A 25,234-nucleotide genomic window follows, 5' to 3' on the forward strand; every position below is an offset into this window, starting at 1 on the left:
GGACGGGCGGGGCCTGTCCGAGAGCCCGGCGGACCGGACCTGCTAGGGATACGGAGCGGCTAAGTTTTTTGCAAGTGCGAGATAATTATTGAGCAATTGCGAAAAGATAGACGCTTGCCTTCTCCCGCAAGGGGAGAAGGAGAAGCAGCAACCATCTAAACCCTTGCCTTCCGCCGAGTGGAGCGCCATAAGCAGGCAACCGCATACGCCCGCGAGGACCAGCATGGCAGGCTTTCTGACGCAGTTTTTCACCTGGTGGAACGGCCAGACGCTGGGCACGCGTTTCCACACCTGGCGCCACGGCAAGAAGGTCGGCCAGGACGAGTTCGGCAACGTCTATTACGAAGGCGGCATCAATTCGGACGGCCTGACCCGTCGTTGGGTGATCTATGCCGGAAAGTCGGAAGCTTCGGCGATCCCGCCCGGCTGGCACGGCTGGATCCATCACCGCGTCGACGTTGCGCCGGTCAACGAGACCTACAAGCCGCGCGAATGGCAGAAGCCGTATCAACCGAACTTGACCGGCAGCCCCGCCGCCTACCGGCCGAAGGGTTCCATTCTCGGCACGCAGCATCGTCCCCAGGTGACGGGCGACTACGACGCCTGGACGCCGGGTTCCTGAGCCGGTTTGGGCTCTCGCTATATTCGGGTTCTCGCCACATTTGCCGTTTAGCTGGTTCGCTTCGCCGGAACGCTCTACCTTTGGGCGTCGAGAATCAATTGCCCAAAGACGGGTCGTCCGTATGAAATCTTTCAGCCGCCTTTCGACCGGTGCCTTGGCAGCGATGCTGGCGGTTGCTCACCCGCTTCATGCGAATTCGCAGCAGATGCCCTGGGACCCGCCGGCGAACGAAACGCCGTCCAATGTGCCGTTCCAGGTCCAGCCGGACCCGAATCTCGGTCAGCCCATGCAGGAGCAGCCTGACCAAGGCCAGCCGGCTGAACAAGCCGCTCCGGGTCAGACAGTCAAGCCGCAACCTGCCCAGAACCAGCCCGGCCAAAACCAACCCGCCCAAAGCAAGCCTGCCCAGAACAAGGCGGCCAAGGAACAACCTTCCCACACGCCGGCGGTCGAGCGCGTCGCCAATCCGGTCGCTGAATTCTCCGGCATCGACAAGATCACCGGCCGCATCATTTCGTTCGACGTCTATATCGACGAGACGGTGCAGTTCGGCGCGCTGCAGGTCACCCCGCGCGTTTGCTATTCGCGCCCGGGCGCCGATGCGCCGAAGACCGATTCCTTCGTCGAGGTGGATGAGATCACGCTGGACCGCAAGATCCGCCGCATCTTCACCGGCTGGATGTTCGCCGAAAGCCCCGGCTTGAATGCCGTCGAGCACGCCGTTTATGACGTCTGGCTGAAGGGCTGCAAGCAGAAGTCCGACGTGCCTGCGCCGCAGGCGCCCAACACGCCGTCGTCCGGCGCTCCGGCCAAGGTCAACGCCAAGAAGTAGCTGGCGGCGGCCTGCCGCTACCGACGCGTCGCATGATCAGGTCAGCTCCGCCATGAAGCGCGCGCGGTATTCGGTCGGGCTGATGCCGACATGCCTGCGGAAATGGTGCCGAAGCGTGTAGGCGCTGCCAAAGCCGACGGCTTCGGCGACGTCGTCGATGCTGAGGGGCCGCCGGCACAACAACTGCTTTGCCCATGCGATGCGTTCTTCGACGAGCCAATCGCCGGGCGAGGTTCCGGTCGCGTCGGCGAATCGGCGCACGAAGGTTCGGGCGCTCATCCGGCATTCGGCGGCCATGGCCTCGACGGTCCAGCGCGACTGCAGATTGGCGCGAAGCGTGTCGAGCAGCGGGGCGATCTCCGAGCCCTTGCGGTGAGGCACCGGTCGTTCCAGAAACTGCGCCTGTCCGCCGGCGCGGTGCGCGGGCATTACCAGCCGCCGCGCAACCGAGTTCGCGGCGACGGCGCCAAAATCCTGCCGCACGATCTCGATCATCAGGTCTATGCCCGCCGCGCTGCCGGCGGAAGTCAGGATGCGGTCGTGCTCGCGGTAGAGCGAGGTTTCGTCGACGGTAATGCCGGGAAAACGGCGCCGAAACGGTTCGGCATAACGCCAATGCGTTGTGGCCGTGCCGCCATCCAGCAATCCTGTCGCCGCCAGCACGAAGGCGCCCGAACAGATCGACGCTAGGCGTGCGCCCCTGGAATGGGCATCGCGAAGTCGCCGGCACAACTCCTCGGGCACCGGAGCATCGGCGCCGCGCCAGCCCGGAACGACAATGATGTCCGCCTGCTCGATCAGTTCGGGCGCGCCGTCGGCCACCAGCCTGAGGCCGCCATGGGCGCGCATCGGGCCCTCATCGACCGGGCAACTCGCGAAGCGATACCAGTTCGGGCCCATTTCGGGCCGTGCCAGGCCGAAGATTTCGGCGACGATGCCGAATTCGAACGTGCACAGGCCGTCATACAACAGCGCAACGACGAGCGGTTCGGAAGGGTTTGGCATGATCTTTACGTATATTGTCATTCACGCCATTTGCAAGCCGGCGCGCAGGAGATGACAAGGGGCGGACCAAAGGAGAGACGCCATGCCGAGCTATGTAACCGCCGTGAAGCCGGCGCCAAGCGACCGCGCCCGCGCGCATTTCGTCGCCGAATTCGAGTTTGAAACCGACTGCTGGGATGTTCACGAATCGCTGTCGAAAGGTGCTGATTTCGTACTGCTCGATGTGCGCAGCCCGGCCATGTTTGCGAAGGGGCACGTTCCCGGCGCGATCAACCTGCCGCACGGCAAGATCGTAAGGTCGAAGATGGAGGCGTGGGACGAGGAGACCATCTTCGTCGCCTATTGCTCAGGGCCGCATTGCAACGGCGCTGCGCGCGGCGCCTTGCGCCTTGCCGAGCTCGGAAGGCCGGTCAAGATCATGAGCGGCGGCATCAGCGGCTGGCGGTATGAAGGTTTCGAACTGGCGGCCGGTTCGTGACGGTTCGTTGAGCCAATACGCCGCCTGTGGCAGGAGCAGGGCGCAGGTAACCAGGGGAAGATCGGCCGCGTCCCCGCGGCCGATCTTCAGCGGTCCATTCCTTAGAATGAAATCTTCAGCTGCGACCTGAACCCATTGTCGCGCGCCTTGCCGGCGAACTGGCCGCTATAGGAGACACCGAGCGTGGCAACGGGCGATACTGCAAAATCAACGCCGGCGTCGATCACCGCGGCATCTTCGGCGATCGGCGTGCCCGTTACCGTGAAGGCGCCGCCATTGGCAAAAGCAAGCCCCGACTGCGGAACGATATCGCCGAAGGCATGACGCCAGCCGATCATGCCGCGTGCCGATGCCTTGACGTCGCCCAGCGTGAAATCGGTCTCGGCGCGCAAACCAATGGTGGTGAACGTCACATCGGACGCGGCTGAGCTGGCGGTGAGTGCCGCGGCATTGCCTTTTTCGGTAAAGCCGTCGTTTCTGACGCTGACATAAGCGAGGCCGACAAAAGGTTCGAAATGGAGCGCATCCGTATCGAAGCGGTAGCCGGCCTCGCCGAAGACCTGCGCGGTTGCGGCATCGTAGTCGGCGGCAAGGGCGTCCGAGAACCCGCTAAAGTCGACGGTGCGGGCTGTTTCCAGCTTATGCCAGGTGTAGGCGCCGCCGGCGCGTAGGCCAAACGCCCCCCACTGGCCGCCGCCAAAGACGCCGAGATGGTAGTTGTCGCTATTACCGGACGATGCACGGGCATCCAAGTCGAAGCTGGTGTGGCTGAAGCCGGCAACCAGGCCGGCGCGCCAATGATCGCCGATCGCGGCATCGCCGCCCATCAGCAGCCCTCCGGTGGAGCGATCGAACCTTGCTGCATTGGCGCCGCCGTCCCATCGTCCCCAGGAACCGAAGGCGTCCGCCCAGAGGGCGAGCTTGTCGGGATCCTCAATGGCAATGTCCGTGCCACCGGGGCCGAAAGACATGATCGGCAAGGCGGTCGAGCCTGCATCGCGGGATGTTGCGCGCAGCCGGGCCAACACCGCGTCACGCATGGCGTGGCTGTCCTCCAGGAGCATGCCTTTGATCGAGGCGTGCATCTCGCCGGACAAGAGATCGAATGCGCTGCGCGCCGAACCCGCATCCAGCACCAGCAGGCGGTTGTAGAGCGCCAATGAGGCTCCCTTCTGCTCAAGCCTGTCCAGGGCGCCTGCCGTGGCGTATTGGTTCTGCGTCTGCGTCACCGTAGTGAAAAGCGGCGGCGCCTCGGGCTTGGGTTTGACGATCGGCGGCACTACCACGACAGGAGGTGTTTTCGTCGCGATCACGAGGGCCACGGCGTTGGCGGTGTGGTTGAGATCAGCCTGGAGAAACGCGGATTTCGACAGAACCGTCGGGTCGAATGTTCCGACTACGCCGCCTGCCGCGGTCAGGATCGTGTAGCTCTGGCCATTCCGGTAGCTGGCCTCGGGATCGAGCGCGGTCACGGAAACGGTGCCGCCCTGCAATATCGCCTTGCCGGTGATGCTCAACAGGTCCGCTGCGCCGCCCCCGCCGATTTCGACGGCATAGACCGATCCGCTTCCCAGCGTGAGATCGCCGGCTACGTGTAGCGTTCCGATGGAATTGCCGGGTGCCACGGTCGCGCCGCTGGTGACGATGGTGGTGCCTAGCGTGCCGTTGCCTTCCAGCAAGGCGCCGGCGCCGACGGTGGTCGCCGCGTTGAAATTGCCATTCACGGAAAGCTCGCCCGCGACGATCTTTATGCCATCGGCAAACGTTCCGCTGCCCGTCAGTTTCCAGACGCCACCGCTGGAATCGACCTCAAGCGCGGCAATGTTGAGGATATCGCTGGAAAGCGTGCTGCTGCCCGCACCGGTGAGCCGCAAGGTGTTGACGCCCGCTTCGCCGTCTATCTTGCCATTGACGATCACGCCCGTCGCGATCTCGAGTTTGGAATCGCCGGAGCCGAGCTTGATATCGCCCTGAATGTTGCTGCCCTGGCCAAGCTTGAGGTCGAATGTTCCCGAGCCGCCCTGGATGGCGGCCGCGCGGCCCGAAATCGTGGCGTTGCTGACCGTCATGGTGGTCTTGCCACTGTCTCGGAATATGACGCCGACGCCGGTGGCGTCGGTCATGCCGCCGGTGATCGAGCCGCCGCTCACGGCCACGGTGGTATCGCCCTTGGTCAGGACCGAAAGGCCGTGCCGTCCACCTTCGAGCTTGCCGGCAGTCTGCTTGAAGGAGGCGACGCCTGTCCCCGTATGCAACGCAACCGCGTGAAGCGTGGTGCCTTGTATCGTGCCGGAGTTGGTGACATCGGCGGTTCCGCCGGAAACGAACATGCCGAGATCTCGCCCCTTGATGAGGCCCGAATTGTCGGCGACGACTGCGCCGTTCACCATCATCACGGAGGAAGTCTGGCTCGTGGCGCCGACAGCGCTATAGGTGCCGGAGTTTATGAAGTTGATATCTCCGGCGCTATAGAATGTCTGGCCTACATTGGTGAATTCGATGGTTCCGGAATTGTTGGCGGAACCGCCTTTGCTCATGGTGATGCCGTACGGGTAGCCGTAGTCGTTACCATTGCCTGAGATCGAGCTCTTGTTGATAAAAGTGCCGGGCGCGTTGCCGAAGGCCACGCCGCCTACGATTGTGCCTCGATTTTCGGCGACACCTCCCGCATCGATGTAGATGGCGGCGCCTTTCTGTCCACGGATTATGCCGTCATTCTGGACATTGCCGAGGCTGCTCCGGATTTCTATTCCGGTTTGCGTGCCTTCGACCTGGCCGGTGGACGAGACGTTGACCGTTCCGCCACCGAGAAGCTGAATGGCGTTGTACGTGTCGGCGCCGGGGAGAACCTTCAGGCTGCCATCGACGTTGATTGTCCATGTGCCGAACGGAGCGACACTGCCTGTCCAGATGGCGTTGTTGTTGTTGAGAGTGATGGAACCGCTGTTTGTAACGTGGAGGGTTCCGGTCGGGCCGGACAACAGAATGGGCACCGTCCGCGGCACTGAAAGCGTGAATTGTGCTGCTGCTTGGGAAGCCCACAAGGCGGTGGAAATGGCGACAACGGACGCCGTTGCGATCAGGCCTGATCGCCCAAATGCTTTGTACTGCAAAATGCCCCCTGCCGGAATTTACGGGTCACCAGCCGGTGTATTCAATCCACCGACGCCCGAATTCCGATTGTTGTTTGAAACCCACCCAGTCCCGTGACCATAGGTAAGCATGTGCTAAAAAGATAGCCCATCCGCTTGAAATGCCCGGCTTTTTTGATTTGGTCCAACATCGGGGCATCAATCGAACCAGCCGAAATGCCAGGTGCTAGAAGTCGGCGCGACCCTGCAAGGCGGCGGCCAGCATCTTCTCGTAGCGGGCGCGTGGCACGTCGACGGCGCCGAAGCGCTTCAGGTGCTCGGTGGTGAACTGGGTGTCGAGTAAGGCAAAACCGCGCGCGTTCAGCCTTTGCACCAGATGGACAAGGCAGATTTTCGAGGCGTCGGTCTCGCGCGAAAACATGCTCTCGCCGAAGAAGACGCGTCCCAGCGACACGCCATAGAGCCCGCCGACCATTCGGTCTCCCTGCCAGGCCTCGACCGAATGGCAATGCCCCATCTCGTGCAGTTTCACATAGGCTTCGCGGATCGGCGCGTTGATCCAGGTCGATTGGCGCACCTGGCGCTGTTCGGCGCAGGCATCGATGGTCGCGGCCAGGTCGTGGTCGAAGCGGATGTCGAAGGGTGCCTTGCGTATCGTCTTGGCAAGGCTTTTCGGCACATGGAAATCGTCGAGCGGAATGATGCCGCGCGTTTCCGGCCGCACCCAGAACACCTCCGGATCGTCGGCACTCTCGGCCATCGGGAAGACGCCCGAGGCATACGCCTTGAGCAAAAGGTCGGTCGGGATGCGATAGCCGGGCGCAAAGGGGCGAGTCATGGGGCCTTTATAGCGCGCCTGGTGCATGGCCTTCGAGATGTCGAAAAGTGCGATGCCGTCAGTCTCGCCGGAAGCAAGGTGCCCTTCTCCCGTGAAGGAGAAGGGCTTGCCATTTTTTACTCGGCGGTGGCCGCCAGGTACTTTTCCAGCCAGTGGATGTCGTAGTCGCCATTGGCGATGTCGGCATTGCCGACCAGGTCGCGGAACAGCGGCAGCGTCGTCTTGATGCCGTCGACCACGAATTCGTCGAGCGCGCGCCGCAGACGCATCATGCATTCGACGCGGTTGCGGCCGTGCACGATCAGCTTGCCGATCAGGCTGTCGTAGTAGGGCGGGATCTTGTAGCCCGAATAGACGCCGGAATCGACGCGGATGCCCAGGCCGCCGGGCGTATGGAAATGCGTGATCGTGCCGGGCGACGGCGTGAAGGTGCGCGGGTCCTCGGCGTTGATGCGGCACTCGATGGCGTGGCCGTTGAACTTGATGTCCTCCTGCCGCACCGAAAGCCCGCCGCCGGAAGCGACGCGGATCTGCTCGTGCACGAGATCGATGCCGGTGATCGCTTCCGTTACCGGATGCTCCACCTGCAGGCGGGTGTTCATCTCGATGAAGTAGAATTCGCCGTTCTCGTAGAGGAATTCGATGGTGCCGGCACCCGAATAGCCGAGATCGGCGACCGCCTTGGCGCAGATGCCGCCGATGCGGGCGCGGGCTTCCTCGTTGAGGGCCGGCGAGTTCGCTTCTTCCCAGACCTTCTGGTGGCGGCGCTGCAGCGAACAGTCGCGCTCGCCGAAATGCACGCCATTGCCAAAACCGTCGCCGAACACCTGCAATTCGATATGGCGCGGCTTCTCGAGATATTTCTCGATATAGACCGCATCGTCGCCGAAGGCGGCGCCGGCTTCCGAGCGGGCCGTGGCAAGCGCCACTTCCAGATCGTCTTCCGTGCGCGCCACCTTCATGCCGCGTCCACCACCGCCGGCTGAGGCCTTGATGATGACCGGGTAGCCGATCTCGGCGGCCACGCGCTTGGCTTCCTTTTCGTCGGTGACCGCGCCTTCCGAACCTGGAACGACCGGGATGCCGAGGCGCTTGGCAGTGCGCTTGGCCTCGATCTTGTCGCCCATGATGCGGATATGGTCGCCCGAGGGGCCGATGAAGGTGATGTTGTGCGCCGCCAGGATGTCGGCGAACTTGGCGTTCTCCGACAGGAAGCCATAGCCCGGATGCACGGCATCCGCACCGGTGATCTCGCAGGCGGCGACGATCTGATGGATGTTGAGGTAGCTGTCGCGCGACGGCGGCGGGCCGATGCACACGCTCTCGTCGGCAAGGCGCACATGCATGGCGTCGGCGTCGGCAGTGGAGTGCACGACAACGGTCTGGATGCCGAGTTCCTTGCAGGCGCGCAGGACCCTCAGTGCGATTTCGCCGCGATTGGCGATCAGGATCTTCTGGATCATTCCGTCCGTCCCCGCGCCTTACTCGATCACGACGAGCGGCATTCCGTATTCGACCGGCTGCGCGTCCTCGATCAGGATCGCCGTCACCGTGCCGCCGCGCGGCGACGGGATCTGGTTCATGGTCTTCATGGCTTCGATGATCAACAGCGTCTGGCCTTCCTTCACCTTCTGGCCGATCTCGACGAAGGGCTTGGCGTCGGGCGAGGGGGCGAGATAGGCGGTGCCGACCATGGGCGAGGGGACCGCGTTCTTGGAAACATCGGCCGGGCTTGCCGCTGCCGCCGGCGCAGCGGCGGTTGCCGCGGCCTGCTGGGCAATCATGGGCGCCGGCGCCGCGATGGCGTGAACCGCCGGTGCATGGCGCGAGACGCGCAGCTTCAGATCGCCGAGCTCGACTTCGATCTCGGTTAGATTGGTGTCGTTCAGGATGCCCGCGAGATCGCGGATCAGTTGCTGATCAACACCGGTTTTCTTCGTCGTCATGTCCGACCCTTCTTTTGTCTTTCCGCTCATATGCGAGCGGCAAGCGCCTGCAGCGCCAGCGTGTAGCCAAGCGGCCCGAAGCCGCAGATCATGCCCACGGCGTGCGGGGCGATCCTGGACACATGCCGGAACGGCTCGCGCGCGTGGATGTTCGAGAGATGCACTTCCACGACGGGCAACGGGGCAACGCCCCTGATGGCGTCGTGGATGGCGATCGAGGTGTGAGTGTAGGCGCCGGCATTGATGACGACGCCGGCCGCAAGCTCGCCCGCTTCCTGGATCCAGTCGACCAGATGGCCTTCATGATTCGACTGGCGGAAGTCGACGGTCAGCCCGAGTTCGGTTCCTACCTTCACGCAATCGGCGGCGATGTCGTCCAGTGTCTTGTCGCCATAGATGGACGGCTCGCGTTTGCCGAGCATGTTGAGGTTGGGACCGTTGAGGACGAAAACCGTTTTCAAAAAAATGGCACCTTTCCCCGCGCCGAACGTAGCCGGCGCGCCGGACCTCTATAATGGGCATAACCGGCCGCGAAAAGAGCGCAAGTGCGTTCTTGCCCTGTCCACAGCGCGAACGCGCCGCTTCCGGACGGACTGGCCCGCCCGGCTACGGCGCGGAGACGCTCTACAGCGTCGGCTTGGCCGTCTTGATCTTCTGCTCCAGAACATCGGCACCGAGCGCGCCGAACACGACCTCGTTGCCGATGACATAGGAAGGCGTGCCGGTGATCGCCAGCTTGTTGGCGAGATCATAGGTCTTGGCGAAGCGCTCGATGATCGCCGGGTCCTTCATCGCTTCGCGCAGCTTGGCCTCGTCGGCGCCCAGCGAAACCGCGACCTTGATGGCGACGTCCTCGGTGGCGCGGGTCTGGCCGCCGAGCAGCTCCAAATGGAATTCGCCGGCCTTTTGCGGCATCAGCTTCTGGAAAGCCTGCGAAACGACGTGCGCCTTCTGCGAATCCGGGCCGAGGATCGGGAATTCCTTGAGCACGAAACGCAGGTCCGGATTGGTCTTGGTGAGCGCAGCCATGTCGGACATGGCGCGTTTGCAGAAGCCGCAATTGTAGTCGTAGAACTCGACGATCGTCACCTTGCCCTTCGGATTGCCGACGACGGTGTCGAAGGCCGAATTGAAGATCGCGTCCTTGTTTTCCTTGATGACGCCGAGCGCCGCGAGCTTCTGCTCGTCCTTCTGCTTGGCCTCCAGCGCGTCCTGCACTTCGAGCAGGATTTCCGGGTTCTTCAGGAGGTAGTCGCGCACGATCTCCTCGACCTGAGCCTTGTCGAGTTTGGTGTCGGCAAGGGCCGGGCGGGTGGCGCTGGCGGTGAAGCCGACGGCAAGGGCGGCGAAGGCGGCAACCGCCCCGACGGTGCCGAGCAAATGGGTCTTGTTCATGGTCGTCTTTCCTCTCGCCTGTCTTGGCTTGCGCCGGTCCTGTTCAGGATATGGTGGGCGCTTCAGTTGGAATCCTTTGGCAGCGCCTTGGCGCCGATGATGTCCTGGGCACGCACCCAGGCCGGTTCGCCGGGCTTGAGCAGCTTCTGTGCTCGCATGGCGAAGATCTTGGCGTCCTTGCTGGCGCCTTGGTAATAATAGCCTTCGGCGGTCGCCAGTTCGGCCCGGCCCACTTCGCCGAGCTCGCCATAGGCCTGCGCCAGGAAGCGGTAGCCGGCGGCGTTCTCGCGGTCGCGTTCGAGGCCGCTGGAAATCTGCGCGACGGCCTGTTTCAGGGTTTCGGGCGTGCGTTGCGCAAGCAGCGCCTGGCCGTAGGAGACCGACAGCAGGCCCGATTTAGCCGGGTCGAGGCTGACCGCCTTGGAATAGGCCGCCGCCGCTTCCTTCGCCCGGTTGGCCTTCATCAATATGTCGCCGCGCAATTCGTAGAGATACGGGTTCTTCGGCTGGCCCTTGAGCAGGGCGTCGGTCTTCGACAGAGCCGAATTCGGATTGCCGGTCAGATAGGTGGTAATGGCGTCGCCATACTGGATGGCGACCGTGTCCGGGTTCTTGCGCAGAAGCCGCGACGTTGCTGCCTGGCCCTGGGTGAAGGCGGCGATCTTGACCCGCATCATGTCATGACGCTGCTGCAGGCCCGGCGCGTCCTTCTTGTCCAGATAGGGGCTCTTGGCGACCAGTTCCTGCAGGTTGGCGATGCGTTCCTGCGGCATCGGGTGGCTGATGCGGTAAGGGTCGACGCGCGCGCCGGAGAGCGACAGCGCGCTCTGGAAGCGCTTGAAGGTCTTCAGCATGCCGGCGCCGGACTGGCCGGTGGCGTTGAGGTAGGTGATGGCGGAGCGGTCGGCGGTTATCTCCTCGCTGCGCTGATAGGCAAGCAGCGAACGCTGCGCCATCTCGGTGCCGCCGGTGGCGAGGCCCATGCCGGCGCCCGCCAGGCCGCGGCTGTCGGTGGCGGCACCGGCAACCAGCGCGCCGGCGCCGAGCAGGCCGGCGACAATCGCCATGGTCTTGGCGCGTTCGAGCTGGTCGCGCAGCCGCTGCTGGTGGCCGCCCGCGATGTGTCCAGTTTCGTGCGCCAGAACGCCGATCACCTCGTTCGGCGTCTCCGCCTGCATCAGCGTGCCGGTGTTGATGAAGACGCGGCGGCCGGCGACGAAGGCGTTGAAGCTCGGATCGTTGACCAGCACGATCTGCAGGCCGGCATTGGAGAGCCCCGCCGCCTTGAAGATCGGCTTGGCATAGTCGCGAACCAGCGCTTCGATCTCGGCGTCGCGCACCACCGGCACGTTCTGGGCGAAGGCGGAGACGGTGCCGGTCAAGGCCACCGCCGTGCCGAGCGCCAGCGTCATCAGGGCACGCGCAGTCCTGGCGATCCTCGGTCCCGGTCGTGAAAGGCTCAGCATGATGTGTACACTGGTAGACGAGGCAGTTGACGATGAAAAGGCGGCGGGCGAAAACTTACCGAACTTGTGATCCCCATCAATCGGGCAATTGTGCGGCGTACGCTCGGCCAGTCCGACGTGTACTGCAGCGACTGCCGCCGGGAGTTGTCGTTAACAATGGTAGTTTCGCTTTCGCGGCGCGGTGACGTCGAGCCTTTCCACGCCATGGACGTCCTCGCCGGTGCCAATCGGCTGATCGCGCAGGGCAAGGATGTCATCTCGATGGCTGTCGGCCAACCGTCCGATCCCGCCCCGGCAATCGTGCGCGAAGCGGCGGCCGCGGCCCTTAAAGCGGGTCGCATCGGCTATACCGACGCGCTTGGCCTCGCCGCGCTGCGCCGTGCGATCGCAGCGCATTATGGTGAGCATTACGGGCTCGACGTGGCGCCGGAACGCATTGCCGTCACCACCGGTTCCTCGGCCGCCTTCAACCTGGCATTCCTGGCGATGTTCGATGCCGGCGACCGCGTCGCCATCGCCGCGCCTGGCTATCCGGCTTATCGCAACATCATGGCGGCACTCGGCATCGAGGTGGTGGAGATCGAGCTGGAGGGCGCCGCTTATCTGCACGCCGAGCATCTGCGCGCCGCGCACGCCGACAAGCCCTTGAAAGGCGTGCTGTTCGCCAGTCCGGCCAACCCGACCGGCGCCGTCATCCCGGCCGACGCGCTGAAGGAGCTGGTCGAGACGGCCGACACGCTCGGCATCGCGGTAATTTCCGACGAGATCTATCATCGGCTTGCCTATAATGCGCCCGACACCACGGCGCTGGCATTCGGCCGCGACGTCACCGTGATCAACTCCTTTTCCAAATATTATTGCATGACCGGCTGGCGCATCGGCTGGATGGTGCTGCCGCAGCCACTGGTCAGGCCGGTCGAGCGCATCGCCCAGAGCCTCTACATCTCGGCGCCCGAACTGTCGCAGGTTGCCGCCATCGAGGCGTTCAAGGCGACGGCGGATCTGGAGGCGGTCAAGGCCCGCTATGCCTGGAACCGCGAATTGCTGATGAAGCGGCTGCCGGAACTCGGCTTTGCGCTGGCGGCGCCCATGGACGGTGCCTTCTATGCCTTCTGCGATGTCTCGCGGCTGACCAACGACAGCATGGCGTTCGCCGGGCGCATGCTGGGAGAGGCCCATGTCGCCGCAACGCCTGGCCGCGATTTCGACCTCTTGCAGGGACACCGCACCATGCGCTTTTCCTATGCGGGAAGCCATGACGAGATCGTCGAGGCGGTCAGTCGGCTAGAGCGCTGGTTGAAATAGGCAAGGGGGCTCTTCGCCGTCTTCGTTCACGATTTCGCGACTGGGCGGGAACGGCCGGTGCACTTGCGCGTTGTTATGCAGGCAACAACTCATGGAGGCACAAATGCGCGCCATGAACCTTATAACCCTCATCCTGGTCATTCTCGGCGGCCTGAACTGGCTGGCCGTGGGCGTCGTTGGCTACGACGTTCTCGGTACGCTGTTCGGAGGTAGCGGCGGCGCTGCGGCCCGTCTGGCTTACGTGATCGTAGGCCTGTCGGCCGTGTGGCAGCTGATGCCGTTCGTGCAGGCCTTCAGCGAGGGCGAGGTTTCGGCGGAGCGCCATATCCGCCATCACTGACAGTGTGCGACGACGAAAAAGGGCGACGGCATTCGTGCCGTCGCCCTTTTGCTGTTCATGTCTCAAAGCCGCGATCGACGGAAGCGGCTGGCTTCCGTCACGCTAGCCTTGCCCGGGGCTAGAAGAAACCCTTGCGCTGCCACCAGCCGCCGCGCTTCGGCTTTTCCTCGCCCGCGCCTTCGGTCTCGGTCGTGACGACCGAGGAAACCACCGGCGCGGCGGGAGCCTCGGTGGCGGCCGCCTTGCGGCGCGTCGCGCGTGGCTTCTTTTCGGCCGGAGCTTCCGGTGCTGCCGGCGCCGGCTCGACGACGATCGCGGCGGGCGCTTCGGCAGCGGCGGCCGCCTCAGCTGCTGCGGCTTCCGCCTCGGCCTTCTTCGACTTCGCGGTACGGCGCGGTTTCTTCGGCTTTTCGGCTGGTGCTTCCTCGACCACGGGCGCTGGTTCGGCGACCACCTCGGCCACGGGTGCCTCGGCGACAGCCTCGGCCTTTTCGTCGGCCGCTACGGCTTCAGCCGTCTCGTCGCCGGCCTCGCCGTCTTCCTTGCGGTTGCGCTTGCCGCCGCGCTTGCCGCGCCGGCGCTTCTTAGCCGCGCCATCGTCGTCGGCCTCGGCAGCAGCGCTTGCCTCGGCATCGGCGCTCGCAGCCTCGGCCGCAACGACCTCAACCTCGTCGTCGGCTTCGTCTTCGCCATCAGCCGAGACGGCGTTTCCGTCGTCAGCCGAAGCCGGTGCGGCGTGATCGCGATCCTTGCCGCCACGACGCCGGCGGCGACGACGACGCTTGCGGTCGCGCTGGCTGTCGCCGTCGCGGGCCTGCTGGCTCGCCTGCGGCTGTTCGCTCTCGGCCTCGGCTTCGTCCTCTTCCTCGACGACGATGTCGTCTTCCGGCTCCTCGATCTCGATCGGGATCGGCTGTTGGCGCACTTCGACGAAACCTTCCGGCTTCTCGGCCAGCGCGCCGCGCGTGATCTGGTAATGCTGTGAGCCGACCGTCTCGTCGGCCTCGACGGTGATGGTCAGGCCGAAGCGGCTTTCCAGCTCCACCAGCGTCGCGCGTTTATGGTTGAGAACATAGAGCGCGGTGGCCGCCGGGGTGCGCACGGTAATGTGGCTGCGCGAATCCTTGAGCAGGAATTCCTCGATCGCACGCACGACCAGCAGTGCCACCGACGAATCGGACCGCACATGGCCGGTGCCGCCGCAATGCGGGCACGGCTTCATGGTCGATTCCAGAACCGAGGCGCGAATGCGCTGGCGGCTCATTTCCAGAAGGCCGAAATGCGAGATGCGTCCGACCTGGATGCGCGCGCGGTCGTTCTTCAGGCAATCCTTGATCTTCTTTTCGACGGCCCGGTTGTTCCGGTTCTCTTCCATGTCGATGAAGTCGATGACGATCAGGCCGGCGAGATCGCGCAGCCTGAGCTGGCGCGCCACTTCATCGGCCGCCTCCAGATTGGTCTGGAGCGCGGTATCCTCGATGGAATGTTCGCGCGTCGAGCGGCCGGAGTTCACGTCGATGGAGACGAGAGCTTCGGTCTGGTTGATGATGATGTAGCCGCCGCTCTTCAGCGTCACCTGTGGCTGCAGCATCTTGTCGAGTTGCGCCTCGATGCCGTTGCGGGCGAAAATCGGCGATGTGTCGCGATAGGGCTGGACCATCTTGGCATGGCTGGGCATCAGCATGCGCATGAAGTCCTTGGCCTCGCGATAGCCGTCCTCGCCGGCCACAAGGATCTCGTCGATCTCCTTGTTGTAGAGGTCGCGCACCGAGCGCTTGATCAGCGAGCCTTCCTCATAGACGAGGGCAGGGGCCGTCGACTGCAGGGTCAGGTTGCGGACGTTTTCCCACAGCCGCATCAGATATTCGTAGTCGCGCTTGATCTCCGCCTTGGTGCGGCTTTCGCCGGCGGTGCGCAGGATGACGCCCATGCCCTGCGGCACTTCGAGGTCGGTGACGACTTCCTTCAGCCGCTTGCGGTCCTGGGCGTTGGTGATCTTGCGCGAGATACCGCCGCCACGCGCCGTATTCGGCATCAGCACCGAGTAGCGGCCGGCGAGCGACAGATAGGTGGTCAGCGCCGCGCCCTTGTTGCCGCGCTCTTCCTTGACGACCTGCACCAGCAGGATCTGGCGGCGCTTGATGACTTCCTGGATCTTGTACTGCTTGCGCACCGGCTTGCGGCGGTTGCGGATTTCCTCGAGTGCATCCTCGGCACCAACCGATTCGATCTCGTGTTCGTCGGAATGGGCGATCGGAACCTCTTCCAGCATGCCGCGATCCGAATCGGCGGCGGGCGCGTGGTCTTCGGTCGCGTGTTCTTCGCTGTGATGGGCCTCGTCGCCGATGGTTTCCACCACCTCGACGGTTTCCGAAATCACGTCGACTTCGACGCTGGCCGCGATCGAGCCGCCCTTGGCGCTCTCGTTCTCGCCGTCGCCATTGGTCTCGACGCCTTCATGGGCGTCATCAGAGGCCTCGGCGACGCTGTCGTCGCCGTTTTCACCGTTTTCGCCGGTCGAGGCGTCGCGCTTGCGTTCGCCGCGCTCGCGGTTGCGGCCGCGACGTCTGCCGCGACGTCCGCGGTTGCGGTCCTGGCGCTCGTCGCCGTCGCCATTCTCGTCGTCTTCCTCGTCCTCGGCCTGCTCGGCCTCGGCGCGCAGCAGCGCCTGACGGTCGGCGACCGGGATCTGGTAATAGTCGGGATGGATTTCGGAGAAGGCGAGGAAGCCGTGGCGGTTGCCGCCATATTCGACGAAAGCCGCCTGAAGCGATGGCTCTACACGCGTTACGCGGGCGAGGTAGATGTTTCCTTTGAGCTGCTTCTTGTCTTGCGATTCGAAGTCAAATTCTTCAATGCGGTTACCGCGAATGACGACGACGCGTGTTTCCTCCGGGTGGGAGGCATCGATTAGCATCTTGTTGGGCATTATTGTGTTTCCTCCCGGCAGCCGCCAGCGGCGGCGAGCGGAACGATGTCCACTGCCGTGATGCTGCGTTTGCGTGCGTGCCGGATATTTGATCGTCCGCAGTGGGCCGCTTCAGGGTGATGGCGGTGCCGCCCGCAGCCATGATGGCGCGGTTGAATGCGGACCTTTCCAATATAGTGCCTGAAACCGTCAAAACCGAACGGACCTTTTTGAACCAAAGCCCGGAAAACCGGACCAGCTTGTTTGCTCATGTCGAGCCGGCGCGGGACAACCCATGCCGTTTTCCTGCCGCAGCTGCTTCCCCCGCCTTGGGTGGGCACCTGCGAAAATCGTCGCGATCGACTGCCATCCTGTCGCTTTGAGCGAAAGAGCCATCCTGCCTGTGGATTGCAGCGGAATGCTGCGCGGCGAGGAGGCTCCGGGATTGCAGAGACCCACTGTCGCTTTTATGATTTGGAGCGGTCGAAGGCAACCCCGATTTCCATGCCGGCAAAAAGCCGGGGCGGAACGGAAAACGCCCGCGAAAAGGCTTGGTTAACCTTCTCTGGATACCAATCGTTAATCGAGTTCGCGGCCTACCTGCGTGTGTGAACAACCGCCGGCGAGCACGTCGACCCGGAAGCGACTGGAATTGAAATGGGGCTGCAGCCAATCATACACAAGGGTCTCGACCGCCTGGCTGCCTTGTTGTGCGCGCTTTTCCTCGCTGTCACCTGCCTTGCCACCCCTTCCGTTTCGCATGCCGCCGAGGCGTCTATCGCGGCCAACGGCTATAAGATGGCCGGCGATGCCACCAAGATGCGCATCGTCATCAACTTCGATCGCGAGCCGAACCCGAAATGGTTCCTGCTGCGCGGACCGCACCGCCTTGTCGTCGATCTTCCCAACACCAAGCTTTCCTTCAGCGCCAAGGATTTGAAGGCCCGCGGCCTCGTCAAAGGCGTGCGCTACGGTCTGCACGACGCAAACACCTCGCGGCTGATCCTGATCACCAAGGGGCCGTTCCACGTCGACAAGCTGGACGTGCTCAAGAACGAGGACGGCTCGGGCTATCGCATGGCGCTCGACATTTCCGCGGTTTCCGACAAGGAATTTGACGCTGCGCTGGCGGACCAGGCCTTGACCACCGCCTCGACCGTCGCGCCCGACAAGCGCGAGCGCCTGGCGAAACCTGTCCCGGTGGCGGCGAGCCACCGCTTCACGGTGGTGCTCGACCCCGGCCATGGCGGCGTCGACGGCGGCGCCGAGGGGCTGAACGGCACAATCGAAAAGGATGTCACGCTCGCTTTCGCCAAGGAATTGCGCGACAAGCTGGTCGCCGAAGGCAAGTACGATGTCTCGCTGACGCGCGACGACGACACCTATCTGCGCCTCGACGATCGCGTGCGCATCGCCCGCCAGCGCGGCGCCAACCTGTTCATTTCCATCCACGCCGACACGATCCGCCTGAAGGGCATCCGCGGCGCCACCGTCTACACGGTTTCCGACAAGGCGTCCGACCCGGAAGCCCAGGCGCTCGCCGCCCGCGAAAACCTGTCCGACCAGTTCGCCGGCATGGAGATCAAGGAAGAGAGCCAGGAAGTCACCGACATTCTGATCGACCTGATCCGCCGCGAGACGCATTCCTTCTCGATGGGCTTTGCCCAGACACTGGTTGGGCAATTGTCGACGAGCGTCGGCCTGATCAACAACCCGCATCGCTTCGCCGGTTTCCGCGTGTTGAAGGCGCCTGACGTGCCTTCCGTGCTGGTAGAGCTTGGCTACCTGTCAAACGCCAAGGACGAGGCCCAGCTCACCGACCCGGAATGGCGCGGCAAGGCCGCCGACAGCATCGCCAAGGCGGTGTCGTCCTTCGCTGCTTCCCGTGTGAACGCCGGCGGCTGATGCCGCCTAGATCGCAGCCGTGATGATGTGTGCCTGGATCTTGGCGGTAAGTTCGCCGCTGCCATATTTCTCCGCGATCGCGGTTGCAACGTAATCGGTCGCCGCTTCCAGCTTTCCCGCATCCCTGGCTTCGATTTCGCTGCGAAGAACAGTTCCCTGGCAATAAGCTACGGCCAGAAGGCGGGGCGAGGGGGCACGGCTCTGCTCGGCTTTCGTCTCGGTCGCGACGTGGGAAAAACCCACGCTCTCCAATTCGCGGCGTATCAAGGCCGTGTCGTGGTAGCCGTGCGGCGTGCGCGCCAGGAAGCGCGGCGGATCATCCGGAAAAAACCTTGCGAGCGCGTTGGTCACGTCGTTCCCGAAGGCATTCTCCTCGATGCGATCCCATACATTGAACAGAAAATGCCCTCCCGGTCTCAGCACCCGCCTTGCCTCGCGATAGGCGGCAGGGCGATCGGGAAAGAACATCGCGCCGAACTGACAGCAGACGAGGTCGAAGGTCGCATCCTCGAACGGCAGCGCCAATGCATCCGCCTGGCGCCATGTGATGCGGCTGTCGGCGGCCTGTCGCGATGCGGCGTAGTCAAGCATTGGCTGGTTGAGGTCGGTGACGACATAGCGCGCGTCGGTGGAGAGTTTCGGCGCCAATGCGCGGGTGACGGCTCCGGTGCCTGCGGCGACTTCCAGGACGGCGACGGGCGACAACGACGCTGCACGTTGAGCAAGATCCGCGGCATACGGCGCGAAAATCAATGGCACCATGTAGCGGTCGTAGTTTTCCGGGATGGAGCCAGCAAATAGCTTGTCTGCTTCCAACATGACGATCACCCACCGTCTGTCCGATGATGCGCGAGACTAGCACGGAACTGTTTGCTTCGCGCCGTTTTTGACCGCGAGGGCACAACGGCGCGGCAATTGAAGATGCGAAGGGCGCGCGCTCTTTTCCTCGGCGTTGCGTCAAGACAACACCGGATGATATTCTTTGGCCAATTGACCAGTAAGTTGGCTATTGCCGCAATTTGCCCACATCGCCGCGACAAAGGGTGGCGAGCGAGCCGGGACTGTTCCCGGGACTTGCGTGGCAAACGGTATCGTTTATGGCGTCTCGGGCAGGAACCGTCGCCGAGATTGCCGTGGTGCATAGGTGATGCGTGGGTTTGTTCGGGAAATCGATTCCGATTTCCGGGACCATGCGCTAGGGAAATCCTGAGCCACGGACTGGAGCGGGCATGATTCGTCTTATCGGCTATTTCTTCGGCATCGGCACGATGCTGGCATTGGTGGCCGCGGCGGTTGTCGCGATGTATGTCGGCAATCTGGCCAAGCAGCTGCCGGACTACGAGGTCTTGGCCAAATACGAGCCGCCGGTGACCACCCGTATCCACGCCTCCGACGGCGCGCTGATGGCGGAATATGCGCGCGAACGCCGCCTCTATCTGCCGATCCAGGCGGTGCCGGACCGCGTCAAGGCCGCGTTCCTTTCGGCGGAAGACAAGAATTTCTACAGCCACCCCGGCATCGATATCACCGGTCTCGGCCGCGCCATCATCGTCAACGTCCAGAACTGGGGCTCGCGCCGCCCGGTCGGCGCCTCGACCATCACGCAGCAGGTGGCGAAGAACTTCCTGTTGACCGCCGACCAGACGATGGACCGCAAGATCAAGGAAGCGCTTCTCGCCTTCCGCATCGAGCAGGCCTATTCCAAGGACCGCATCCTCGAGCTCTATCTGAACGAAATTTTCTTCGGCCTGGGCGCCTACGGCGTCGCCGGCGCCGCGCTGACCTATTTCGACAAGTCGGTGAACGAGCTGACCGTGTCCGAGGCCGCTTATCTCGCCGCATTGCCGCGCGGCCCGTCCAACTACCATCCGTTCCGTCACACTGAGCGCGCCATCGAGCGCCGCAACTGGGTGATCGACCAGATGGTCGAGAATGGCTACGTCACCAAGGAAGAGGGCGCCAAGGCCAAGGCCGAGCCGCTCGGCGTCAAGCCGCGCCGCAACGGCACCTATTTGTTCGCCGGCGAATACTTCACCGAGGAAGTGCGCCGCCAGATCATCTCCCGCTATGGCGAGAACGCGCTCTATGAGGGCGGCCTTTCCATCCGCACGACGCTCGATCCCAAGCTGCAGCTCATCGCCCGCAAGTCGATGCAGAACGGCCTGATGAAGTTCGACACGCTGCGCGGCTATCGCGGCCCGGTGACGAAGATCGACGTGTCCGGCGAGTGGGGCGTGCCGCTCGGTGCCGTCAAGGGCCTGAGCGACGTGCCGGAATGGTCGCTGGCCGTCGTGCTCGACAGTTCCGACAAGGGTCTCAGCATCGGCCTGCAGCCGGACCGCGCCGCCTCCGGCGATCTGGTCAAGGAGCGGGTCGAGGGAACGATCACCCGTGACGACATGAGCTGGGCCATGCGCTACAAGCAGGGCGACAAGACGCTGAAGGCAAAGTCGCCTTCGGAAGTGCTGAAGCCGGGCGACGTCATCTTCGTGCAGAAGAAGGACGACAGCGGTTCCGACTACCTGTTGCGTCAGGTTCCCGAGGTCGAGGGCGGTCTGATCGCCATGGACCCGCATACCGGCCGCGTGCTCGCCATGGTCGGCGGCTTCTCTTATGCGGCGTCGGAATTCAACCGCGCCACCCAGGCGATGCGCCAGCCGGGTTCGTCGTTCAAGCCGATCGTCTATTCGGCGGCGCTCGACAACGGTTATACGCCGGCCTCCGTCATCATGGACGGGCCGATCACCATCCAGACCGGCAACACCACCTGGACGCCGAAAAACTATGACGGTGGCTCGGCCGGCCCGGCGACGCTGCGCTCCGGCATCGAGCGGTCGCGCAACCTGATGACGGTGCGGCTTGCCAACGACATGGGCATGAAGCTGGTGGCTGAATATGCCGAGCGTTTCGGCGTCTACGATCACCTGGCGCCTTATCTGCCTATGGCGCTGGGTTCTGGCGAAACCACCGTCATGCGCATGGTCTCGGCCTATTCGATCATGGCCAATGGCGGCAAGTCGATCAAACCGTCGGTCATCGACCGTATCCAGGACCGCTACGGCAAGACCGTTTTCCGCCAGGACGAACGGACCTGCGAAAACTGCAACGCCACCGAGTGGAAGAACCAGCCCGAGCCTGATCTGGTCGACAATTCCGAGCAGGTGCTCGACCCGATGACTGCCTACCAGATCACCTCGATGATGGAAGGCGTCGTCCAGCGCGGTACGGCTGTTACCATTTCGCAGCTCGGCTATCCGATCGCCGGCAAGACCGGCACCACCAATGACGAGAAGGACGCCTGGTTCATCGGCTTCACGCCGAACCTCGTTGTCGGTCTCTACCTTGGCTACGACACGCCCAGGCAGCTGGGCAAGGGTGTCACCGGCGGCGGTCTGGCCGCGCCTGTCTTCAAGGACGTCATGCGCGAAGCGCTGGTCGGCCAGCCGAAGATCGAGTTCAAGATGCCGGACGGCATGACCCAGGTCGCTATCAACCGCAAGACCGGCATGCGTGCCGCCGAAGGCGATCCTGCCACGATCATGGAAGCCTTCAAGCCCGGCACCGGTCCGGCCGACAGCTACTGGGTCATCGGCATGGGCACCGACGGCTCGAACGGCCCCGGCACGGGATTGTCGCCGCAGGCTTCGCAAGCCATCCAGTCGGGTGGCGGCGGCCTCTACTAGTATCCTGGACAATGGCTTTGGGCCGGCCTCGCGCCGGCCCATTTCGCTTTACAGGGAGCAGGGCGATGCCTATGTATCGCGCCGACTTGGGCGTGTCGGGATTCATGCCATGGCGAGCCGCCATCTGCGGTCCGACATCGCTCTGATCTCAACAGGCCCCGAAACAGCCGGCCATCGGCTCAAGAAAACCGGAAAAGAAAAGCACCATGCGCGCGGAAACGCAGAACATCGTCGACGAGATCAGGCAGGCCGTAAGCCTGCTGAGGAGGCATCTTTGACTGGGATCAAGCGGTAAAACGGCTTGAATACCTGAACATCCGCGCCGAGGACGCCAGCCTCTGGAACGACCCGCAGGAAGCGCAGAAGCTGATGCGCGAGCGGCAGAGCCTGGAAGAAGGCATCGGCACGGTCAAGGGCGTCACCCAGGCGCTCGAGGACAATATCGGCCTCATCGAACTCGGCGAGGAAGAGGGCGACGAGAGCGTCGTCCAGGAAGCCGAGACGGCAATCCGTTCGCTGGCCGGAGAGGTCAGGGCGCGCCAGATCGAGACGATGCTGTCGGGCGAAGCCGACGGCAACGACACCTATCTGGAAGTCCACGCCGGCGCCGGCGGCACCGAAAGCCAGGACTGGGCGAACATGCTGCTGCGCATGTACACGCGCTGGGCCGAACGGCGGAAGTTCAAGGTCGAGGTGCTCGAAGTCCATGACGGCGAAGAAGCCGGCATCAAGTCGGCCACCGTGCTGATCAAGGGCCACAACGCCTATGGCTGGCTGAAGACGGAATCGGGCGTGCACCGCCTGGTGCGTATCTCGCCCTACGATTCCAACGCGCGTCGCCACACCTCGTTCTCGTCGATCTGGGTCTATCCGGTCATCGACGACAACATCCAGATCGATGTGAGCGAATCCGACGTGCGCATCGACACCTATCGTTCGTCCGGCGCCGGCGGCCAGCACGTCAATACGACAGACTCGGCCGTGCGTATCACGCACATCGCGACCGGTATCGCGGTTGCCTGCCAGGCCGGCCGGTCCCAGCACCAGAACCGCGCCAAGGCGTGGGAGATGCTGCGTTCGCGCCTTTACGAGGAAGAGCTGAAGAAGCGCGAGGCGGCTGCCAACGCCACCGAGGCGGCGAAGACCGAGATCGGCTGGGGCCACCAGATTCGCTCCTATGTTCTTCAGCCCTACCAGCTGGTGAAGGACCTGCGCACCGGGGTCGAATCGACCAGCCCGTCCGACGTGCTCGACGGCGACCTCGACGACTTCATGGAAGCGTCGCTGTCGCAGCGCATCGAGGGTGGCGTCGGCCAGGCTGTCGCCGACCTCGATTAGAGTTTAGTCGCGGGACAAACGATATCAGGCGCCGGTCGAAAGGCCGGCGCTTTTCATTATTTGGCAGAACCGTTCTTGAACCGCCTGCCGATGACCCAAACAGGCTTCGCAGAGGACTGTTGAGGAGCTGGCGTCCGGCGCAAAGCACGCTGGACATTTCGCCTGTGTCCGCAGAAGCTCCACTGCAATTCGCGCGATGGGGGACTCGGCGAAATTGGGAGCGAAATCTGTCGGACCGATCCTGGTTCCGACAGCACTGTCGCTTACGGCGAGCGTGCCCAATGGGCACCGAGGAGGCGCCAGTGCGTTACGTCTTGCTTCTCATTCCCTGCATATTGGCGGTCATTGCGCCGTTTTATAACGCGGTCGATCCGAGACTGTTCGGGTTCCCGTTCTTCTACTGGTTCCTGCTGGTCCTGATCCCGGTCTCATCACTGTTCATCTACCTCGCATCCAGGGTGGGCCGGTGATGATCGACAATCTCAACTGGCCGGCGACCATCGTTTTCGTCTTCTTCTTCGCCCTGGTCACCATCCTCGGCTTTGTCGCCTCGCGCTGGAAAGCCGGCGACCTCGACCAGTTGCACGAATGGGGTCTGGGCGGGCGCCGCTTCGGTTCCTGGATCACCTGGTTCCTGCTCGGCGGCGACCTCTACACCGCCTATACGGTGATCGCGGTGCCGGCCCTCGTCTACGCCGTCGGTGCCTACGGCTTCTTCGCCGTGCCCTACACGATCCTCATCTATCCGTTCATCTTCCTCACCATGCCGCGCTTGTGGAATGTCACCCACCGGCGCGGTTATCTGACTGGCGCCGACTACATACTCGGCCGCTACGGCAACAAATGGCTTGAGCTGGCCGTCGCTTTCACCGGCCTGCTCGCCACCATGCCCTATATCGCGCTGCAACTCGTCGGCATGGAGATCGTCATCCAGGCGCTCGGCTTCTCCGGGCAGGGGATATTGTCGCACCTGCCGCTCACCATCGCCTTCGTCATCCTCGCCCTCTACACCTACAAGAGCGGGTTGCGGGCGCCGGCGATGATCGCCGTCGTCAAGGACGTGATGATCTACGTCTTCGTCATCGCAGCCGTGATCATCATCCCGATACAGCTTGGCGGCTATGGCGCGATCTTCGACGCGGCCGCGACCGTCTTCCAGGCGAAAAACGACGCCGCCATTGCCGCAGGCAAACCGGCCGCGACAGGCCTTATCCTGCAGCCGCAACAGATCTGGCCGTTCATCACCCTTGCGCTGGGTTCGGCGATGGCGCTGTTCATGTATCCGCATTCGATGACCGGCGTGCTCTCGGCCTCCGGCCCGAAGGCGATCCGCCGCAACGCCATCGCCCTGCCGGCCTATTCGCTGATCCTCGGCCTCATCGCGCTGCTCGGGCTGATGGGCCATGCGGCAGGCATCAAGGTCGACAATGCCCAGCAGGTCGTGCCCCAGCTGTTCCTCAAGCAATTCCCGGCCTGGTTCGCCGGCTTCGTTTTCGCTGCCATCGCCATCGGTGCGCTGGTGCCGGCTGCGGTGATGTCGATCGGCGCCGCCAACACCTTCACCCGCAATGTCTGGAAGCCCTTTGTCGAGCCGGACCTGTCGGCGCGCCGCGAAGCCTTCCTTGCCAAGCTGGTGTCGCTCATCGTCAAGATCGGCGCGCTGGCGGTGATCATTTTCATGCCGACCAAATTCGCCATCGACCTGCAATTGCTCGGCGGCGTCTGGATGATCCAGATTTTCCCGGCGCTGATCTTCGGTCTCTACACGCGCTGGTTCGGCGGCTGGGCCCTTTTGATGGGCTGGATCGCCGGAATGGTGCTCGGCACCTGGATAGCGTTCTCCTACGCGCTGACTCCGCTCACCCCGCTCTGGTCGGGTTTCGCGGTCTATACCGGGCTGCTGGCGGTGCTGGTCAACATCGCGGTCAGCGCGGTGTTCTCGCTGATCCTGCCCAACGACGCGCCGGACGAGACGCGCGACGCCGACTACGAGGACGCCCGGGCGGCCTCCTGACGTTAAGTTGTCAGGAGGGCCCCTCTATGGTGTGTTGCGGCCTGGTTGCCGCGCCACGGAAGGAGAG

The 25,234-nt window shown here is 63.5% G+C and carries 19 protein-coding genes and 1 pseudogene; 10 read left to right on the plus strand and 10 right to left on the minus strand.

Annotation, left to right across the window (positions count from 1 at the left end; translation table 11 throughout):
* The first annotated feature begins 223 nt into the window (after window positions 1–223).
* The gene (locus AB4136_RS10815) at window positions 224–622 is read left to right on the plus strand and encodes an NADH:ubiquinone oxidoreductase subunit NDUFA12 (RefSeq protein ID WP_024926545.1); all 399 of its coding nucleotides are present in this window, start codon (window positions 224–226) and stop codon (window positions 620–622) included.
* Between the two features lie 403 nt (window positions 623–1,025).
* A pseudogene (locus AB4136_RS10820) lies at window positions 1,026–1,454 on the plus strand (DUF2155 domain-containing protein); the annotation flags it as partial.
* Between the two features lie 36 nt (window positions 1,455–1,490).
* Here the strand turns inward: AB4136_RS10820 and ftrA are convergent.
* Window positions 1,491–2,459, minus strand: a complete 969-nt coding sequence (gene ftrA, locus AB4136_RS10825; protein WP_036253300.1) for a transcriptional regulator FtrA — start codon at window positions 2,457–2,459, stop codon at window positions 1,491–1,493.
* Window positions 2,460–2,541: 82 nt separating this feature from the next.
* Here ftrA and AB4136_RS10830 point away from each other — a divergent pair, with 82 nt between their 5' ends.
* A complete protein-coding gene (locus AB4136_RS10830; protein WP_024926542.1) occupies window positions 2,542–2,937 on the plus strand; it encodes a rhodanese-like domain-containing protein in 396 nt (131 codons plus the stop codon).
* 101 nt (window positions 2,938–3,038) lie between these two features.
* Here the strand turns inward: AB4136_RS10830 and AB4136_RS10835 are convergent, their stop codons facing one another.
* The 7 genes from AB4136_RS10835 to AB4136_RS10865 form a co-directional block, all read right to left on the minus strand.
* Entirely contained in the window at window positions 3,039–6,050 is a 3,012-nt protein-coding gene (locus AB4136_RS10835) for an autotransporter domain-containing protein (protein ID WP_137900467.1), read from the minus strand.
* A gap of 205 nt (window positions 6,051–6,255) precedes the next feature.
* Entirely contained in the window at window positions 6,256–6,867 is a 612-nt protein-coding gene (gene aat / locus AB4136_RS10840) for a leucyl/phenylalanyl-tRNA--protein transferase (RefSeq protein ID WP_137900468.1), read from the minus strand.
* 116 nt (window positions 6,868–6,983) lie between these two features.
* Window positions 6,984–8,330: an acetyl-CoA carboxylase biotin carboxylase subunit gene (gene accC, locus AB4136_RS10845; RefSeq protein WP_024926539.1), complete on the minus strand. Its 1,347-nt coding sequence runs from the start codon at window positions 8,328–8,330 to the stop codon at window positions 6,984–6,986.
* A gap of 18 nt (window positions 8,331–8,348) precedes the next feature.
* Window positions 8,349–8,813, minus strand: a complete 465-nt coding sequence (accB, locus tag AB4136_RS10850) for an acetyl-CoA carboxylase biotin carboxyl carrier protein (RefSeq protein ID WP_024926538.1) — start codon at window positions 8,811–8,813, stop codon at window positions 8,349–8,351.
* A gap of 26 nt (window positions 8,814–8,839) precedes the next feature.
* The gene (gene aroQ, locus AB4136_RS10855) at window positions 8,840–9,274 is read right to left on the minus strand and encodes a type II 3-dehydroquinate dehydratase (RefSeq protein ID WP_024926537.1); all 435 of its coding nucleotides are present in this window, start codon (window positions 9,272–9,274) and stop codon (window positions 8,840–8,842) included.
* 163 nt (window positions 9,275–9,437) lie between these two features.
* Window positions 9,438–10,208, minus strand: a complete 771-nt coding sequence (locus AB4136_RS10860) for a DsbA family protein (RefSeq protein WP_024926536.1) — start codon at window positions 10,206–10,208, stop codon at window positions 9,438–9,440.
* A gap of 62 nt (window positions 10,209–10,270) precedes the next feature.
* Window positions 10,271–11,620 (minus strand): M48 family metalloprotease, encoded by a 1,350-nt coding sequence (locus tag AB4136_RS10865; RefSeq protein WP_244431210.1) that lies wholly within the window; start codon window positions 11,618–11,620, stop codon window positions 10,271–10,273.
* 210 nt (window positions 11,621–11,830) lie between these two features.
* Here AB4136_RS10865 and AB4136_RS10870 point away from each other — a divergent pair, with 210 nt between their 5' ends.
* Window positions 11,831–12,979: a pyridoxal phosphate-dependent aminotransferase gene (locus tag AB4136_RS10870; protein WP_024926534.1), complete on the plus strand. Its 1,149-nt coding sequence runs from the start codon at window positions 11,831–11,833 to the stop codon at window positions 12,977–12,979.
* Window positions 12,980–13,091: 112 nt separating this feature from the next.
* The gene (locus AB4136_RS10875; protein ID WP_373426398.1) at window positions 13,092–13,319 is read left to right on the plus strand and encodes a DUF378 domain-containing protein; all 228 of its coding nucleotides are present in this window, start codon (window positions 13,092–13,094) and stop codon (window positions 13,317–13,319) included.
* A 118-nt stretch (window positions 13,320–13,437) separates the two neighbouring features.
* Here AB4136_RS10875 and AB4136_RS10880 read toward each other — a convergent pair whose 3' ends face one another.
* Complete coding sequence (locus tag AB4136_RS10880; RefSeq protein ID WP_137900469.1) at window positions 13,438–16,248, minus strand: Rne/Rng family ribonuclease; 2,811 nt, start codon at window positions 16,246–16,248, stop codon at window positions 13,438–13,440.
* Between the two features lie 636 nt (window positions 16,249–16,884).
* Here AB4136_RS10880 and AB4136_RS10885 point away from each other — a divergent pair.
* Complete coding sequence (locus AB4136_RS10885) at window positions 16,885–18,132, plus strand: N-acetylmuramoyl-L-alanine amidase (protein ID WP_024926531.1); 1,248 nt, start codon at window positions 16,885–16,887, stop codon at window positions 18,130–18,132.
* 6 nt (window positions 18,133–18,138) lie between these two features.
* On the opposite strand, the gene AB4136_RS10890 is transcribed toward AB4136_RS10885, so the two are convergent.
* Window positions 18,139–18,951 carry a class I SAM-dependent methyltransferase gene (locus tag AB4136_RS10890; protein ID WP_024926530.1) on the minus strand — a complete coding sequence of 271 codons (813 nt, stop codon included), beginning with the start codon at window positions 18,949–18,951 and terminating at the stop codon, window positions 18,139–18,141.
* Between the two features lie 410 nt (window positions 18,952–19,361).
* Between AB4136_RS10890 and AB4136_RS10895 the strand changes: the two genes are divergently transcribed.
* From AB4136_RS10895 to mctP, 4 genes are all read left to right on the plus strand, one after another.
* Entirely contained in the window at window positions 19,362–21,815 is a 2,454-nt protein-coding gene (locus tag AB4136_RS10895) for a penicillin-binding protein 1A (protein WP_024926529.1), read from the plus strand.
* 206 nt (window positions 21,816–22,021) lie between these two features.
* Window positions 22,022–23,153 (plus strand): peptide chain release factor 2 gene (gene prfB, locus AB4136_RS10900; protein ID WP_137900470.1). Its coding sequence is split into 2 segments (ribosomal slippage): window positions 22,022–22,087 and window positions 22,089–23,153, totalling 1,131 coding nucleotides; the frame shifts between segments, so codons are not numbered across the junction.
* A gap of 302 nt (window positions 23,154–23,455) precedes the next feature.
* Window positions 23,456–23,623 carry a DUF3311 domain-containing protein gene (locus AB4136_RS10905; protein ID WP_161773076.1) on the plus strand — a complete coding sequence of 56 codons (168 nt, stop codon included), beginning with the start codon at window positions 23,456–23,458 and terminating at the stop codon, window positions 23,621–23,623.
* Entirely contained in the window at window positions 23,623–25,167 is a 1,545-nt protein-coding gene (gene mctP, locus AB4136_RS10910; protein ID WP_024926527.1) for a monocarboxylate uptake permease MctP, read from the plus strand. The genes AB4136_RS10905 and mctP overlap by 1 nt, the downstream gene beginning before the upstream one ends.
* The last annotated feature ends 67 nt before the right edge of the window (window positions 25,168–25,234 follow it).

Source organism: Mesorhizobium sp. 2RAF21 (assembly GCF_052115345.1).
GTDB classification, from domain to species: domain Bacteria; phylum Pseudomonadota; class Alphaproteobacteria; order Rhizobiales; family Rhizobiaceae; genus Mesorhizobium; species Mesorhizobium terrae.

What these genes read in the sequence shown, in the direction of transcription:
- AB4136_RS10870 (WP_024926534.1), top strand. Translation starts at nt 11,831, where the DNA reads ATGGTAGTTTCGCTTTCGCGGCGCGGTGACGTCGAGCCTTTCCACGCC.
- mctP (WP_024926527.1), top strand. Translation starts at nt 23,623, where the DNA reads ATGATCGACAATCTCAACTGGCCGGCGACCATCGTTTTCGTCTTCTTC.
- AB4136_RS10885 (WP_024926531.1), top strand. Translation starts at nt 16,885, where the DNA reads ATGGGGCTGCAGCCAATCATACACAAGGGTCTCGACCGCCTGGCTGCC.
- accB (WP_024926538.1), bottom strand. Translation starts at nt 8,813, where the DNA reads ATGACGACGAAGAAAACCGGTGTTGATCAGCAACTGATCCGCGATCTC.
- ftrA (WP_036253300.1), bottom strand. Translation starts at nt 2,459, where the DNA reads ATGCCAAACCCTTCCGAACCGCTCGTCGTTGCGCTGTTGTATGACGGC.
- aat (WP_137900468.1), bottom strand. Translation starts at nt 6,867, where the DNA reads ATGACTCGCCCCTTTGCGCCCGGCTATCGCATCCCGACCGACCTTTTG.
- accC (WP_024926539.1), bottom strand. Translation starts at nt 8,330, where the DNA reads ATGATCCAGAAGATCCTGATCGCCAATCGCGGCGAAATCGCACTGAGG.
- AB4136_RS10815 (WP_024926545.1), top strand. Translation starts at nt 224, where the DNA reads ATGGCAGGCTTTCTGACGCAGTTTTTCACCTGGTGGAACGGCCAGACG.
- AB4136_RS10875 (WP_373426398.1), top strand. Translation starts at nt 13,092, where the DNA reads ATGAACCTTATAACCCTCATCCTGGTCATTCTCGGCGGCCTGAACTGG.
- AB4136_RS10880 (WP_137900469.1), bottom strand. Translation starts at nt 16,248, where the DNA reads ATGCCCAACAAGATGCTAATCGATGCCTCCCACCCGGAGGAAACACGC.
- AB4136_RS10895 (WP_024926529.1), top strand. Translation starts at nt 19,362, where the DNA reads ATGATTCGTCTTATCGGCTATTTCTTCGGCATCGGCACGATGCTGGCA.
- AB4136_RS10865 (WP_244431210.1), bottom strand. Translation starts at nt 11,620, where the DNA reads ATGACGCTGGCGCTCGGCACGGCGGTGGCCTTGACCGGCACCGTCTCC.
- AB4136_RS10890 (WP_024926530.1), bottom strand. Translation starts at nt 18,951, where the DNA reads ATGTTGGAAGCAGACAAGCTATTTGCTGGCTCCATCCCGGAAAACTAC.
- AB4136_RS10830 (WP_024926542.1), top strand. Translation starts at nt 2,542, where the DNA reads ATGCCGAGCTATGTAACCGCCGTGAAGCCGGCGCCAAGCGACCGCGCC.
- AB4136_RS10860 (WP_024926536.1), bottom strand. Translation starts at nt 10,208, where the DNA reads ATGAACAAGACCCATTTGCTCGGCACCGTCGGGGCGGTTGCCGCCTTC.